Below are 13872 nucleotides of genomic sequence, written 5' to 3'. Positions count from 1 at the left end.
TAGTTGTTAGGTGTGAACATCCTATGAACATTATAACGAATATTGTCACAGTTTTAGGAGGGGGAATTGTGAACTTTATGTGTCTTTGCGTGTCGTATTCTCTCTTAGCGCGCCGGCCTTGGCTATTTGCTGCAGATGATTGATTTCATCCTTGGTCAAATGACGGTAAGAACCGCGTTTGAGATTCTGGAGCAGGATATCTCCGAACGAAATCCGTTTCAGTCGGATCACCGGGTGGGCAATTGCCTCAAACATCCGCCGTACCTGACGGTTGCGGCCTTCATGGATGGTAATGCTGATGACCGTTTCTTTATTGGCTTCATCGACGTCTTTGTATTCAACTTCTGCCGGAGCCGTCATGCCGTCTTCCAGCTTAATTCCGGCCTTCAGCTTGTCCAGCGCCGTGCCGTGCGGCACACCCTTGACCGTCGCCAGATACGTCTTCGGCACGTGATGCTTCGGATGCGTGAGCAGGTTCGCAAACTCACCATCATTCGTCAGCAGCAGCAGCCCCTCCGTATCATAATCCAGACGGCCTACAGGGTATACGCGCTCTGTAATGCCTTTCAGGTAATCGGTTACCACCTTGCGGCCCTTGTCATCGGATGCGCTTGTAATTACACCCTTGGGCTTATTGAACATGATGTAGATTTTGTTCTCGCCCCGGATCAGTCTACCGGAGACCTTAATAATATCTGTTGCGGGGTCCACCTTCGTGCCAAGCGTAGTTACGAGTTCCCCGTTGACTTCCACTTTACCGGCCAAAATCATTTCTTCACATTTGCGTCTGGACGCAACACCTGCTTGCGCCAAAATTTTCTGTAATCTTTCCATTTTCGACTACTCACCTCAGGTTAATGATAACCATCGGAGGGATAAATCACAAGATCATTCCATGGAAAAAATGCTCCCGGACAAGTTTGGCTATGCGGTTCAACGAGTAATGGCGCAATTTGATAGCGCCCTGCCAGCTCCAAAATGAGTTTGCCTGCCGCAAATAGCTGCTGCTGGCGTTCCGGTAAGCCGGGAAGCTCATCCTCTTCACCGTAGTTCCCTTCCAGGCAGATATGAATATGTTCGGGATCTGTCAGCAGCGGCGCAGCGTAGATCCCCCCTTCCAGCCCGACCCAGAAGTCAAAGCCCTTGCCGTTAATGGACGGACAGCGGGAATGATGAAGAATAAAGCCTTTGTATTCCATCCCTTGCCCTCCTTCCTCCGTATTGCTGAAATAGCATATGAAGTGAAAAGGTGCGAGGTGATGGCCGATTGTTAAAATCTTTGGGGTTAGGCGTGGCCTGAGGTTGCGGGGAACGTGAGGGCAAAAGCGGGCGGGAGCGCGGGGGCAAAAGCGGGGCGCGGGGGCAAAGCCGGCGCGGACTACTCGTAACTCCGGGGAATGTTTGGACTTCCGGCCGCTGTTAAAGTAGGATTCCCTTGATCCAACTGCCATGCGGCAGTTGAAATCCAATTTTAAAGGTGGCCGCTAACGCTCCTCCAGTTCCAAACTCCCTCTCCGTTACACCGCCAGCCCAGTACGCCAACTATTTCAAAGAATGAAACAAACAGTCCTCACCCTGGGGTAGTGGGTGAAGACTGCAGGGGCAAGCTGCTGCTGCGCATTGCTTGGAACATGCGCTAAGAAAGCAGAGAAGCAGAGAAGCAGAGATAAGCTGAACTTAAAGTATCAGCTTAGAGCCAGCCTTCGATGATTATTTGAGCTTCCGGGTGGCCGCGGTGCCCGTACCATTATCTCGCAGTCTAAATCCTGCACGAAATACAACATTTCCTTCGAGATATAGGCCTTAATCGAAGATTGTTGTATAAAAGGCATCATTTCCCCTCCTTTTTGGAGAAAAAACGGAAAAATTCTTCTACTACATACAACAATCCTCCCGCAAACCGGTTTATCGCTGTATGTGAGTTGTATTCCTTACAACATTCTGCATGTACCCGGTTGCTCAGCGGTGTACAACCCCATATAAACATACAGCTTCAAATCCTTATGTAACCTTAAGCCTTGGTTCTCCGCTGGACTAGCTGGACTATATGATCTATAAAAACAGCTGCGGCAAAACCAGCCAGATTTATGAACAAAGTAAAGAGATATCCGTAACCGATACCGCTGTCCTTTGAAGAGTCTCCGGTAACGGCGGCAAGGAATTGATGAAACTGAACGAGATCAAACACATACAAAATAGATATAATTCCTGCGAAAACATACCGGCCGGCAAAGATGCCCAGCAGGATGGCAAGTACAATAGCTCCGCAAAAAATATTCAAAAATAAAATCGAGTCCCCTCCCGCAAGCTTCCGGTTCACATTCAAAACGAGAAAGCCAATAACGAGAAGCAGGCAAAACACTCCAAAGAACAGCAGTAAATTGCGGATCAGAACGCGGTGGTTCAAATTCCACGCTGTCTCAAAAACATCTGTCCCGAAATGGAGCAGATACAGTAAAACGGGTATGTAACAGGCCAACAAAAAAACAATAGGTTCCACTTTGCTCCATGCTCCCTTTAACTTATCGATGTGCAGCAGTGCCCATTCACTATACTATCGTATCGTCCGGCTCTTCCAGCGGAACAGCTCGGTCTAATAAAAGTGCCGCTACAGCAACAATCAGATTCATGAATGAACTGAACATGCTGTTTAAGCCAAGTCCGAAATCATCCAGACCATTACCTGTAATGTTGGCTCCGTAATAATGGAACATAATCAGATCATATATGTACAAGCATCCCATGAAGGCAGCTAGAATCTTCCTTCGGGCAAAAAGCGCTAAGAGTCCTGAGAACACGATGACCCCAAGCACTGCGTTGTATTGCAGGACGCCACTTCCTGCGTGTTCCCGGCCTACATTCAGGACCAAAAAATCAATCAGGAGAAGCAGGATAAACCCTCCACATAAAATCAGCAGTTTGCGGGCCAGATCTTTCCGGTCCTGCTCCTGCTTCCACTCTTCCCGTAAAACATCAGCCGCATGCCGGATCAAATGAATGAAAACAAATGCATAAAGAAACAGTAAAATAACAATCATTTCTCCCACTGGCGTTACTCCTTCTGGAAGTTCAATGCTACGGCAGAAACTATCCATTGAAATCCTTGCCAGTGAACAATTCTTTCCAGAGCTGCAATACTCCTTCTTGCTCCAAAAAAATTCTCTTACCCGAATACCAGCAGACAAACTGCAATAGCTGCGATAAAGCCGACGACATCCGAGAACAGACCCACCTTAAGGGCATAACGGCCGTTGCGGATCCCCACAGCGCCGAAATAAACAGTCAACACATATAAGGTTGTATCCGTGCTGCCCTGTATAGTAGAAGCAATCATGCCTATCAATGAGTCCGGGCCGTGGACCCGGATCAGATCTGTCGTATAGGCAAGCGATCCAGTGCCCGTCAGAGGGCGCAGGAGACCGAGCGGGAGGACTTCAGCAGGAATCCCAAGACTTTGTACAAGAGGGCTTACAAAGCCCATCAGGAAGTCCAGCGCACCCGAAGCGCGGAAGACACTGATCGCCACCAGCATGCCGACAAGATGGGGGATGATCGCAATGGCTGTGCCGAAGCCGTCTTTCGCACCTTCCACAAAAGATTCGTAGACCGGAACCTTGCGGGAGAACGCATATAGCGGAATAAAGGTGACCATTACCGGAATCGCCCAGGCGGATATTAGACTGATGAACTGGAACAAGACAGGCTCACCCTTTCACTGAAGAATGTGGGAGCGCCGCGCTCCCTTTCGCTGCAGCGGTGCCGGATCTTATCGCAGGCGGCGGTCCGGGCGGCCTGCGCAGCAGTGTTAGGCGCCGGCACAGCCTGTCCGCAGCAATGGCGGCAAGAGTAGCCACGGCCGTTGCCGCCAGCGTGGTACCGACGATTGCCGCCGGGTCAGCCGATCCGTAATTCAGCCGGATCGCAATTAGAGTTGCCGGAATCAGCGTGATACTGGCAGTGTTCAGTGCTAGCAGGGTACACATGGCAGGCGTTGCGGTTTCCTTATCCGGGTTGAGTGTCTGCAGCTCCTGCATTGCCTTAATGCCCATGGGTGTAGCGGCATTTCCGAGTCCCAGCAGGTTGGCGCTCATATTGGAGAGAATATAACCAATCGCAGGATGGCCTTTGGGCACATCCGGAAACAGAAAAGATACTACCGGTCCCAATACTCTGGAGATCTTCTTCAGCAGGTCTGCATCCTCCGCAATCCGCATAATCCCCAGCCAGAACACCAGCACACTGATCAGCCCGAAGCTTACGGTGACCCCGCTTTTGGCTCCGTCAAACACGGCAGCTGTGAATTCGTTCATCCGTCCGGTTACCGCCGCAAATACAAACCCGATCAGGATCATCCCCAGCCAGATACCATTTAACATGCTTATCCCCTCCTCCAGCGCTATTCTTCTTATCTGCTGCCCTAGCCCTCTGCATAACTACACTTTGAAAAGCTGCTTTGCAATGACAATATTACGGTATATGCTTTTGGCTTAATTGCACTTTGTACAACTAAAACGTCTGATTCTCAACCTATTATCCGTTTAGTTGTATTTCGTACAATTAAACTGCCAGGTGTAGATGATTTCCAGCGATTCGGGCAGATTTAGTTGTACAGACTACACTTATAAGTTGCAAGCAACCCTTTTCGCTGTTTTTAATTGCACATTATGCAACTATCTCTGATCTTCGCCGCTCTGGAACATGGCACGCAGCGCGCTGCCGAATGCCTGCAGCCAGTTGTCCGCCGGATAAGCAGTACCTCCCGCAGGACTGTATTTTTTCTCATAGGGTGATGTTTCCGGCGGCAGCTGGCTTGGCGTATACACCGGAACCCGGCCGATTTCCTTGCCGCCCAGCTGCATTATAATCACACCCTTCAGCCCGAAGCTGCTGGTGTTTTTGCTTGTCTTAGTGCCGTCACTGGCACGCGCCTCTGTCCCTGCGGTACTCTTCTCTTCGCTTAATACCAGCTTGCTAATAAGCCTTGCCTCTTCCCCTTGTCCGAGCGGATAGGCGAAATCCTTGCCGGTAACCAGCGTGTAGCCGCTGACGGTTTCTCCGCGTTCCACTAATGTCTTGAGCGGATAGTGGTTGAAGCCGAAATCCAGCAGCGCCGAATGGTCATTCCAGTCATTGCCGTCATTCAGCGTAACAGCGACAAGCTGCTGGCCGTTTCGGGTAGCGGAGCTGACCAGGCAGCGGAGTGCTTTTTTGGTATAACCCGTCTTCACACCGTCCGCCCCTTCGTAGAGGCGCAGCATTTTATTTTTATTGCTCCACTTGTAATCCCATTTCTCATACGGATTGTCCGCCGTCTTCTCTTTGGTAGCCACAATCTCCTTGAACACAGGATTATGCATCGCGTAAGCAGTCAATACAGCCAGATCATTTGCGCTGGAGTAGTGCCCTTCGGCATCGAGCCCGTGCGGATTGGCAAAATGCGTATGGGTTAAGTTAAGCGCCTCCGCCTTGGCATTCATCAGGTAGACGAAGCCCTGCTCGGAGCCTCCGACATGCTCGGCAATTGCGGTTGCCGCATCATTTCCTGAACGCAGCATTAATCCGTACAGCATATCCTCCAGCGTCATTTCTTCGCCCTGCTTCAGATACAGCGAAGAACCTTCCTTGGCAAAAGCATTTTTGCCGACCTTGACCTTTGAGGTCAAATCACCGTGCTCTATCGCTACAAGTGCTGTCATTATTTTGGTCAAACTGGCAATCAGCATCGGCTCATCCCCGCGGCTGCTGTATAGAAGTCTTCCCGACTCCACATCGATCAGCGCCGCCGCTCTGGCATGAGTAGATATAGAACTATTCTCAGCCCGGATAGAAGACAACGGAACCAGTGCAAGCAGCAGTAAACACAATATTAAGGAAATCAACGATTTTCGGGTTAATGTCTTCATGTTCATCCTCCGGCTTCTCAGGTCTAGGGCAGCGGTTCTTCCGTCTTGCCTGGTTGTACAAGTGTATGCGGTTCGGGGGACTGGTATGTCCCATCCGCTGCTGTCCGTCAAAAAAGGGATATCACCATTGAAAGGTGATACCCCCGATTATTCTTATCCCGCCGCGTTCAACAGATGTGTTAGTGTGCTGCTGAATGCGTATCCGGCTCAGTCTTCACTACGGTTTTGGTCACCGTGGTACCTGGTGCGTCTGCCCCCAACGGCATGCCGTTCGGCTGGAACATATTCTGGATTTTATCAATCAGGTTAGGTGTGGCATCAATAATTTTCTCGAACAGATGGGTTTGATTGTCAAGCGGCACAATATGTACCCCATCCCTGCCCACTACCAGAAAAGCGATTGGCCGTATAGATACACCGCCCCCGCTACCGCCCCCGAAGGGAAGCATTTTGACTCCGGTTCCGCTGCCGTTCACGCCCGGAGCATCGTCTTCTACCCGGAAGTCACTGCCGCCTGCGGCAAAACCGAACGCGACCTTACTGATCGGCAGAATGATACTGCCATCTGGTGTTTCTACTGGATCTCCGACAATGGTATTTACATCCACCATGCCTTTGATATTTTCCATAGCCGTCTGCATGAGACCTTGAATAGGATGATCTGACATTGTTTTTCTCCTCCTCGTGTGTATATAAGTGTACCTGCAGTCTTATCTTGCCCACTATGGAAGGGAGTATGTAGTCTTTTTATCACTGGCCCCGGCTAAGCAGTTTCTTCCATCTCCCGAGGCCGCCTTCCACCTTCGATACACGCCGCAATAATAACAGTGCCGCATAAAAAGCATAGCCCACAGAAAGCTTGCCAGTGCAGACCGCTTCCGTTGAGAAACAAGGCTCGTCCCGGAACACCGGGGCTACGAACATCCGCGGATTCCGCTGCAATCTGACGAAACGCGATACCCAGCCGACCATGGTCCACTTCATGCCCCATAAAGCGCCAGCCGCGGTTGCCGTATCTGCCGCATCGCCCAGCGAGAAATCCGTGGACCAGTCCAGCTTGGTAATCCGGACATGCGATAACGTGCCAACCAGCCATTTTTTGAGACCGCGGGTTGACTTGATCGCTGTACGGATGTTCTTTAACCATTCCGCCACGGACTCCCGGTCGATTTTTTCTTCTTTGTCGCTGTCCATTTTCACAGGGGCGATTCCGCTTTTTTCGAGCTTAACCTTAATGCCTTGTTCTAGGCTGTCAAAGACCAGCGCAGGGAGCTCATAATGGAATTTGACCAGCCCGTATACAGCTTTAATATCAAATTCAATACGGTCATCCTTTCCCAGCCTGCATAGACGGAAATGAAAATGAATCGATGAAGCCAGAACCAGCAGGCACAGCAGAATAACCAGCAGCAGCAGGGATAAGGGTATCACAAGCCATAACGTCACAATCGTAACCTCCAAGCAGCCTCAGGTAATGTGAATAGTGGAGCCTCTGGTTTAGTATGGCAAATCCTGCTGGATAAAATTCGGCATTTCAGCAAACATCTCCAAAAGATTCTGCCGCCAAAAAAAATGCCGCTGTCCCGGCGGGGACAACGGCATTGCTGGAACAGCGTATATCCGCTGCGTTTATTCTGTCTCTACCTCTTCAAAGGTCATCTGGCTGTCCAGCTTGCTGAACAGCAGCTGCGTCTCTTCTTCCAGGCCCTCTGAAGTATCGAAGCTCGACGGCTCCGGAAGCTCCTTCAGGCTGGCCAGGCCAAAGCTGTCCAGGAAGGACTTGGTCGTTCCGTACAGGATCGGACGGCCGACAGCCTCTGCCCGGCCTACCTCATGAATCAGATCCTTATTTCCCAGCGTATGAATAGCCCGTTCTGACTTCACCCCGCGGATTTCTTCGATCTCCACTCTGGTAATAGGCTGGCGGTACGCCACAATCGCAAGTGTCTCCAGCGCTGCCTGGGACAGGGATGATCTGGAAGGGGAATACGCCAGACGCTCGAAATATTGCGCATGCTCCGGCAGTGTCGCCAGACGGTAATTCCCGGCGATCTGCACTACCTGCAGGCCCCGGCCCTGCGAGCTGTAATCGTCTTTCAAATCCTCCAGCGCCCGTGTAGCCAGATCGGGCCGCTGCTCGGTAATCTCGGCAATCTGGCGCACGGATAAACCTTCATCCCCTGAGAGAAACAGCAGGCCTTCAATAATTGATTTCAGCGTGTTGTAGTCCACTGACTTCCTCTCCTCCTCTCCACTCCATCACAATATCGTCAAATAATTTCTCCTGGTAGCAGAAAATCGCCTTCATCTTCATCAGCTCCAGAATGGCCAGGAAGGTCACTACAATCTCATGCCGGGCCATCTCATCATGCAAAAGCGACGAAAAGCGCAGTCTGCCGCCCATTCCCTTACGCTGGAGTGCTTCCGACACATCTCGAATCCGGTCCTTCACCGAAATCTCATCACGGGTAATCCGTTGATAAGAGGATCTCCGGGCCGCCTTGCTCAGCGCCTTACGGAACGCCGCAATCAAATCAGCGGTGTGCAGTCCCTTCAGCGTATTATCGGTCTGCGTAGGAACAAAGGGGCCCAGATCCTCAGGTTCCTTCGTGAAAATCAGGCTGCGCTCGCTCTCCATATCCAGCAGTTGCACAGCAATGCTCTTGAATTTGCGGTATTCAATCAGCCGCTGAACCAGCTCTGCCCGCGGATCATATCCGTCGTCCTCGTAATAATCGAAATCCTCAATTTCGATCACCGGCGGCTTCGGCAGCAGCAGCTTGCTCTTGATCGACAAGAGGGTAGCAGCCATAACCAGAAATTCGCTGGTGATATCCAGCTCAAGCTCCTGCATCCCCTGCAGGTATTCCATGTACTGCTCGGTGATCTCGCTGACCGGAATGTCCTGGATGTCGATTTCCGCTTTGTCAATCAAATGCAAGAGCAGATCGAGCGGACCTTCGAACGTCTCCAGCTTGTACAATACAGTCACGCGGTTTCCTCCAGCCCAAAAAAAGTAAAGTGCAGCGCCGCACGGACGCTACACAAGTAGAAAGATCCTTGAGACTGCGACGAAATAAAGTACCGCTAATTTGTTGACATAACTCCCAAACCCATGGAGATTTGTCAACAAAAGCGGATACTAATTTCCTCGCAGCTCCTTATGTTCATGCTTTCTTCTCATACATATAAATAAGCACGACTTACGCTGATTCGTCAAGAGGGGCGTTATTTAAACAGCTTGTTCAGGTTCGCCATTTCGATGGCAGCAGTCGCCGCATCCCAGCCTTTATTGCCCGCTTTGGTTCCGGAACGCTCAATGGCCTGTTCGATATTCTCAGTCGTTACCACGCCGAAAATCGTCGGAATGCCTGTCTTGAGATTAATGGCCGCTACGCCCTTGGCTACTTCATTGCACACATAATCATAGTGTGTTGTAGATCCGCGAATAACTGTACCCAGTGTGATTACTGCATCGTACTTGCCGCTTTCGGCCATTTTTTGCGCGATCAGAGGAATTTCGAATACTCCCGGTACCCAGGCAACATCCACTTCATCGTCAGCTACGCCATGGCGTTTGAAGGCATCGAGCGCTCCGGAGAGCAGCTTGCTTGTAATAAATTCGTTGAAACGTCCTACGACAACCCCGTATTTCAATCCTTCAGATACTAAATGTCCTTCAAAATAATTTGGCATTATACTCATCAACCCTTCATGTATAAGTTAGTGATTCTATAATTAAATTTTGGAATCCTCGTTTTGTTCTATCTTGTCAAAAGTCAGCAGATGGCCAAGCTTGGCCTGCTTTGTATGAAGATATTTAGTGTTGTCCTTGTTCTCCGGCATCTGGATGGCTACACGCTCCACAACTTCAAGGCCGTAGCCTTCCAGCCCTTTGATCTTGCGCGGATTGTTGGTCAGCAGTCTGATCTGGCGGACGCCCAGGTCCTTGAGAATCTGTGCACCGATGCCGTAATCACGCAGATCTGCGGCGAAGCCCAGCTTCAGGTTGGCATCTACCGTATCCAGTCCTTCCTCCTGCAGCTTGTAGGCACGCAGCTTGTTGATCAGGCCAATCCCCCGGCCTTCCTGGCGCATATAGAGCAGCACCCCTCGGCCTGCTTCTTCAATCTGGCGCAGCGCCGCTTCAAATTGCGGGCCGCAGTCGCAGCGGTGGGAATGGAATACATCGCCGGTCAGGCACTCGGAATGCACACGCACCAGCACAGGCTCGTCACCGGAGATATCACCTTTTACCAGGGCCACATGCTCTTTGTCATCCACTTCATTCGTGTAGGCAATCGTCTGGAAATCACCGAAGTCGGTCGGCAGATTCACGGCTACCTCGCGGGTAACCAGATGTTCTTTCTCATTACGGTAGTGAATGAGGTCCTTGATGCTGATCAGCTTGAGATCATGTTTCTTGGCAATCTCAATCAGGTCAGGCAGGCGGGCCATGGTACCGTCCACCTTCACCACTTCACAAATGACGCTAGCCGGATAAGCGCCGCACATGCGGGCCAGATCAACAGCGGCTTCCGTGTGCCCTGAACGCCGTAATACCCCGCCCTTCTTCGCGATCAGCGGGAACATGTGGCCCGGTCTGCGGAAGTCGGAAGGCTTCGCATTCGGGTCCAGCATTGCCTTGATAGTCATGGATCTTTCCCCGGCGGAAATACCGGTGGTCGTATCCTTGTGGTCAATCGATACGGTAAAAGCGGTACCGTGATTGTCGGTATTCTGGGCCACCATTGGCTGCAGATCCAGTTCCTCTGCACGTTCCGCGGTAATCGGCACGCAGACCAGGCCGCGTCCCTCGGTAATCATGAAGTTGATAACTTCAGGGGTTGCCCGTTCGGCAAGGGCGATGAAGTCTCCTTCATTCTCGCGGTCCTCATCATCAACAACGATGATTACCTTCCCGCGCATCAAATCATATATGGCATCCTCAATCGGGTCCAGGACGCTGTCCTTCTTGTCTTGCTCGCTCATGTTACTGTCCTCCTGATGGCTGTACGCTGCCTTACCGGCCGCCGTATGCCTAATCTTTAATTATACAAACCCGTTGGCCGCCAGAAAATCGTGGCTGATCTTCGAGCTCTTCTCATCTTCTTCATTGCCGGAACGCGAACCATAATGCAGCAGATGATCCACATACTTGCCCAGCACATCACATTCGATATTGATACTGTCACCCGGCCGTTTATGGGCCAGCACCGTTTCTCCAAGGGTGTGGGGAATGATAGAGACAGTAAACGTGGACGACTCTGTATCCACTACGGTGAGGCTGATGCCGTCAATCGTAATGGAGCCTTTGGGAATGATGTACTTAAACAGCGATTTGCGGTCCGGTGCAATTTCGAATACCACCGCATTCTGATCGCGCTTCACGCTGCGGATCTCACCGGTTCCATCCACATGCCCCTGGACAATATGCCCGCCGAAACGTCCGCCTGCTGCCATCGCGCGCTCCAGGTTCATTTTGCCCCCGGTCCGTAAGTTTTTGAGATTGCTGTTGCGGTAGGTCTGAGGCATCACATCAACCGTGAAATAATGGTCACCTATGGATGTGGCTGTAAGACAGACCCCATTGACGGAGACGCTGTCGCCAATCTTCAGATCTCCCATAATGAGGGAGGCGCCGATATTCAGCACCATCATCTCCCCTCCGCTGGTGACGCTGCGGAGGATACCCACCTCTTCAATCAGGCCGGTGAACATACTATCCCTCCTTCAAAATTACAACTTAAAGCTCAGGTGTTACTACAGTGGATATTTGGACTTCCGGTCGCTGTTGTCCCCAGAGTTCTTGATTCAAACCGCTCTTAGCGGTAGAAATCCGGTGACAAGGCGGTCGCTACCGCTCCTACAGTTCCAAAATCCCTTTGTCCAAAACTCACTACGCTTCTATTAGCGTGCCGGGGTGCCGCTGATACAGACATTATCCCCGAGCACTTCCACTTCCAATCCTTCGAGTGTAATGGCATCCCGCATCAGTTCCACACCCGGGAAGTCAAAGGCACCTGCCGCAGCAGCCCCGCCTCCGACAATCTTAGGAGCGAAGAAGAGAACTACGCGGTCAACCAGTCCCTGCTCCAGCATCGCTCCGTTCAGCGTGCCGCCGCCTTCGAGCAGGATGGAGCCGATCTCCATTCCGCCCAATGCTATCATTGCGGCCTGCAGATCGACACGCGGTCCGCTGCCAGCGGCAACAACCTGAACACCCGCAGCGAGCAGTGCTGCCTTCCGGGCCGGATCACCCGCTTCAGTGGTAACGACCACCGTAGGTGCCAGTCCGTCAGTGACAACGGCGCTCTCCAGAGGCAGCCTCAGTGTAGAGTCGATGATAATCCTGATTGGATTGAGCCCGGGCACATTCAGCCTGGTCGTCAGCGAAGGATTATCGGCAATCACCGTATTCACCCCGACCATGATTCCCTGATGGCGATGGCGCAGCGTATGTACTAGCTCCCGGGATTCAGCATTGGATATCCATTTGCTGTCCCCTGTACGGGTGGCAATTTTGCCGTCCAAGGTGCTGGCGCTCTTCAGTGTAATGAAAGGCTGCTTTGTCAGAATGTATTTGATAAACTTCTCATTCAGCCGGATAGCGCGGCTCCGGAGCAGACCTACCTCAACCTCTATGCCCTGCTCACGCAGCATTTCAATTCCGCGGCCTGCAACCTGCGGATTAGGATCTTCACAGGCAACGACAACCCTTGCGACCCCTTCATCGATTAGGCGCTGGCTGCAGGGAGGCGTGATGCCATAATGGCTGCAGGGCTCGAGCGTAACATACGCTGTGCTTCCCTGAGCCTTACCAGCAGCCATGTTGAGCGCATGGACCTCGGCATGCCCGGTACCGCGCTGCAGATGCGTGCCGATCCCGATCATGGCACCATCCTTCACAACTACACATCCGACCACGGGATTAATTCCGGTCTGTCCTTGAGCCCTTTCCGCCATATCCAGCGCAAGAGACATATAAAACTCATCATTCATCTTATCCATGTGACTTCCCTCCAATCAGCCGGCTATATTCATAATGTGCACAGTTTAAACAGAAAAACCCGTCTCAATCTCCAGGAGGAGTTCAAGACGGGATATACGAGAGGTATCAGCAGCTCAAAAAATAGGTGCGTAAATAAACGCCGGACTTATGGCATTGTGAAAATTCGCACGTAATGTTCGAAAATACTGCAGCACGGCCACCTATATAAGCACAGCACGTCAATCTCTCCTTCTTCCATCCAGACTATACTGTCGGTCCCGGAATTGCACCAGGTCCACCGTCCGTACCACCAGCATACGGATCGGGTAGCGGACTGAGCAGCAGAACTGGCCAGAAACAGCCAATCTAACAGCATCACCGCCGGTAGGGAATTACACCCTGCCCTGAAGGATTGATATATTCAGTTGAATAATAAGTTTTGCCTACAACAAAATTATCACTTACGTGCGGGAAATGCAAGTGTGTTTCGGAAATTTACTTTATTTATGTAACTTAGTTCCCTTAATTCTCTGACTCCCGCTGCTTGTCCGCTCTCAGCAAATCACGAATTTCGATCAGCAGCGCAACCTCCGGTGCCGGAGCAGGGGGCTCGACAACTTCGACTTTAACAGTTTCCTTGCGTCTGAATCTGCTTGTCAGCTTAACCACCATAAAGATCGAGAAGGAAATAATGAAGAAGTCCAGTACGGACTGTAAGAATAGGCCGTATTTCACGGCGGCTTCTCCGCTGCCCAGATGAAGCTCCTTCAGATTGGTATCTCCACTTATTAAGCCGATAAGCGGCATTATGATGTCACTAACCAAAGAAGTAACAATTTTGCCGAAAGCCGCCCCGATTACAACTGCCACTGCCAGATCAAGCACATTTCCCTTCATGGCGAAGCTTTTGAATTCCTTCCACATGGACATTGCTGCATCCCTCCGAAACTTTGAATTTTAGTAATTATAGCATTTCCG

General features: G+C 51.2%; 16 protein-coding genes and 1 riboswitch. All 16 genes read right to left on the bottom strand.

The window, feature by feature from the left end; genetic code table 11:
• Window positions 1–75 precede the first annotated feature (75 nt).
• The 16 genes from MKZ24_RS16465 to mscL all read right to left on the bottom strand — a co-directional run bounded on the left by MKZ24_RS16465 (window position 76) and on the right by mscL (window position 13818).
• On the bottom strand, window positions 76–834 hold the full coding sequence (locus MKZ24_RS16465; RefSeq protein ID WP_039301714.1) for a pseudouridine synthase: 759 nt from the start codon (window positions 832–834) through the stop codon (window positions 76–78).
• 20 nt (window positions 835–854) lie between these two features.
• The gene (locus MKZ24_RS16460; RefSeq protein ID WP_042237685.1) at window positions 855–1199 is read right to left on the bottom strand and encodes a hypothetical protein; all 345 of its coding nucleotides are present in this window, start codon (window positions 1197–1199) and stop codon (window positions 855–857) included.
• An 812-nt stretch (window positions 1200–2011) separates the two neighbouring features.
• Complete coding sequence (locus MKZ24_RS16455; protein ID WP_042237687.1) at window positions 2012–2500, bottom strand: hypothetical protein; 489 nt, start codon at window positions 2498–2500, stop codon at window positions 2012–2014.
• Between the two features lie 49 nt (window positions 2501–2549).
• On the bottom strand, window positions 2550–3185 hold the full coding sequence (locus MKZ24_RS16450; protein WP_156123241.1) for a hypothetical protein: 636 nt from the start codon (window positions 3183–3185) through the stop codon (window positions 2550–2552).
• On the bottom strand, window positions 3164–3697 hold the full coding sequence (locus MKZ24_RS16445; protein ID WP_156123243.1) for a spore maturation protein: 534 nt from the start codon (window positions 3695–3697) through the stop codon (window positions 3164–3166). Before MKZ24_RS16445 ends, MKZ24_RS16450 begins: the two co-directional genes overlap by 22 nt.
• A gap of 7 nt (window positions 3698–3704) precedes the next feature.
• Window positions 3705–4376, bottom strand: a complete 672-nt coding sequence (locus MKZ24_RS16440; RefSeq protein WP_042237690.1) for a nucleoside recognition domain-containing protein — start codon at window positions 4374–4376, stop codon at window positions 3705–3707.
• A gap of 294 nt (window positions 4377–4670) precedes the next feature.
• Complete coding sequence (locus tag MKZ24_RS16435) at window positions 4671–5909, bottom strand: D-alanyl-D-alanine carboxypeptidase family protein (protein ID WP_042237692.1); 1239 nt, start codon at window positions 5907–5909, stop codon at window positions 4671–4673.
• A 173-nt stretch (window positions 5910–6082) separates the two neighbouring features.
• On the bottom strand, window positions 6083–6571 hold the full coding sequence (gene ytfJ, locus MKZ24_RS16430; RefSeq protein ID WP_042237694.1) for a GerW family sporulation protein: 489 nt from the start codon (window positions 6569–6571) through the stop codon (window positions 6083–6085).
• A gap of 82 nt (window positions 6572–6653) precedes the next feature.
• Window positions 6654–7349, bottom strand: a complete 696-nt coding sequence (locus MKZ24_RS16425) for a DUF2953 domain-containing protein (RefSeq protein ID WP_340784618.1) — start codon at window positions 7347–7349, stop codon at window positions 6654–6656.
• A gap of 183 nt (window positions 7350–7532) precedes the next feature.
• Window positions 7533–8135: an SMC-Scp complex subunit ScpB gene (gene scpB, locus MKZ24_RS16420; RefSeq protein WP_039301691.1), complete on the bottom strand. Its 603-nt coding sequence runs from the start codon at window positions 8133–8135 to the stop codon at window positions 7533–7535.
• A complete protein-coding gene (locus MKZ24_RS16415; RefSeq protein ID WP_042138653.1) occupies window positions 8104–8895 on the bottom strand; it encodes a segregation and condensation protein A in 792 nt (263 codons plus the stop codon). The genes scpB and MKZ24_RS16415 overlap by 32 nt, the downstream gene beginning before the upstream one ends.
• A gap of 236 nt (window positions 8896–9131) precedes the next feature.
• Window positions 9132–9599 (bottom strand): 6,7-dimethyl-8-ribityllumazine synthase, encoded by a 468-nt coding sequence (ribH, locus tag MKZ24_RS16410; protein WP_042237697.1) that lies wholly within the window; start codon window positions 9597–9599, stop codon window positions 9132–9134.
• 42 nt (window positions 9600–9641) lie between these two features.
• On the bottom strand, window positions 9642–10895 hold the full coding sequence (locus MKZ24_RS16405; RefSeq protein WP_042237698.1) for a bifunctional 3,4-dihydroxy-2-butanone-4-phosphate synthase/GTP cyclohydrolase II: 1254 nt from the start codon (window positions 10893–10895) through the stop codon (window positions 9642–9644).
• A 60-nt stretch (window positions 10896–10955) separates the two neighbouring features.
• The gene (ribE, locus tag MKZ24_RS16400) at window positions 10956–11624 is read right to left on the bottom strand and encodes a riboflavin synthase (protein WP_042237700.1); all 669 of its coding nucleotides are present in this window, start codon (window positions 11622–11624) and stop codon (window positions 10956–10958) included.
• Between the two features lie 189 nt (window positions 11625–11813).
• Window positions 11814–12914: a bifunctional diaminohydroxyphosphoribosylaminopyrimidine deaminase/5-amino-6-(5-phosphoribosylamino)uracil reductase RibD gene (gene ribD / locus MKZ24_RS16395; RefSeq protein WP_042237702.1), complete on the bottom strand. Its 1101-nt coding sequence runs from the start codon at window positions 12912–12914 to the stop codon at window positions 11814–11816.
• A gap of 223 nt (window positions 12915–13137) precedes the next feature.
• Window positions 13138–13310: riboswitch (FMN riboswitch) on the bottom strand.
• A gap of 106 nt (window positions 13311–13416) precedes the next feature.
• Complete coding sequence (gene mscL, locus MKZ24_RS16390; RefSeq protein WP_340790181.1) at window positions 13417–13818, bottom strand: large conductance mechanosensitive channel protein MscL; 402 nt, start codon at window positions 13816–13818, stop codon at window positions 13417–13419.
• Between the last annotated feature and the right edge of the window lie 54 nt (window positions 13819–13872).

It is taken from the genome of Paenibacillus sp. FSL R7-0297 (assembly GCF_038009025.1).
GTDB lineage: Bacteria > Bacillota > Bacilli > Paenibacillales > Paenibacillaceae > Paenibacillus_AQ.
Note: the sequence above shows the minus strand (reverse complement) of the source record. Positions and strands in the feature narration are given on the sequence as shown.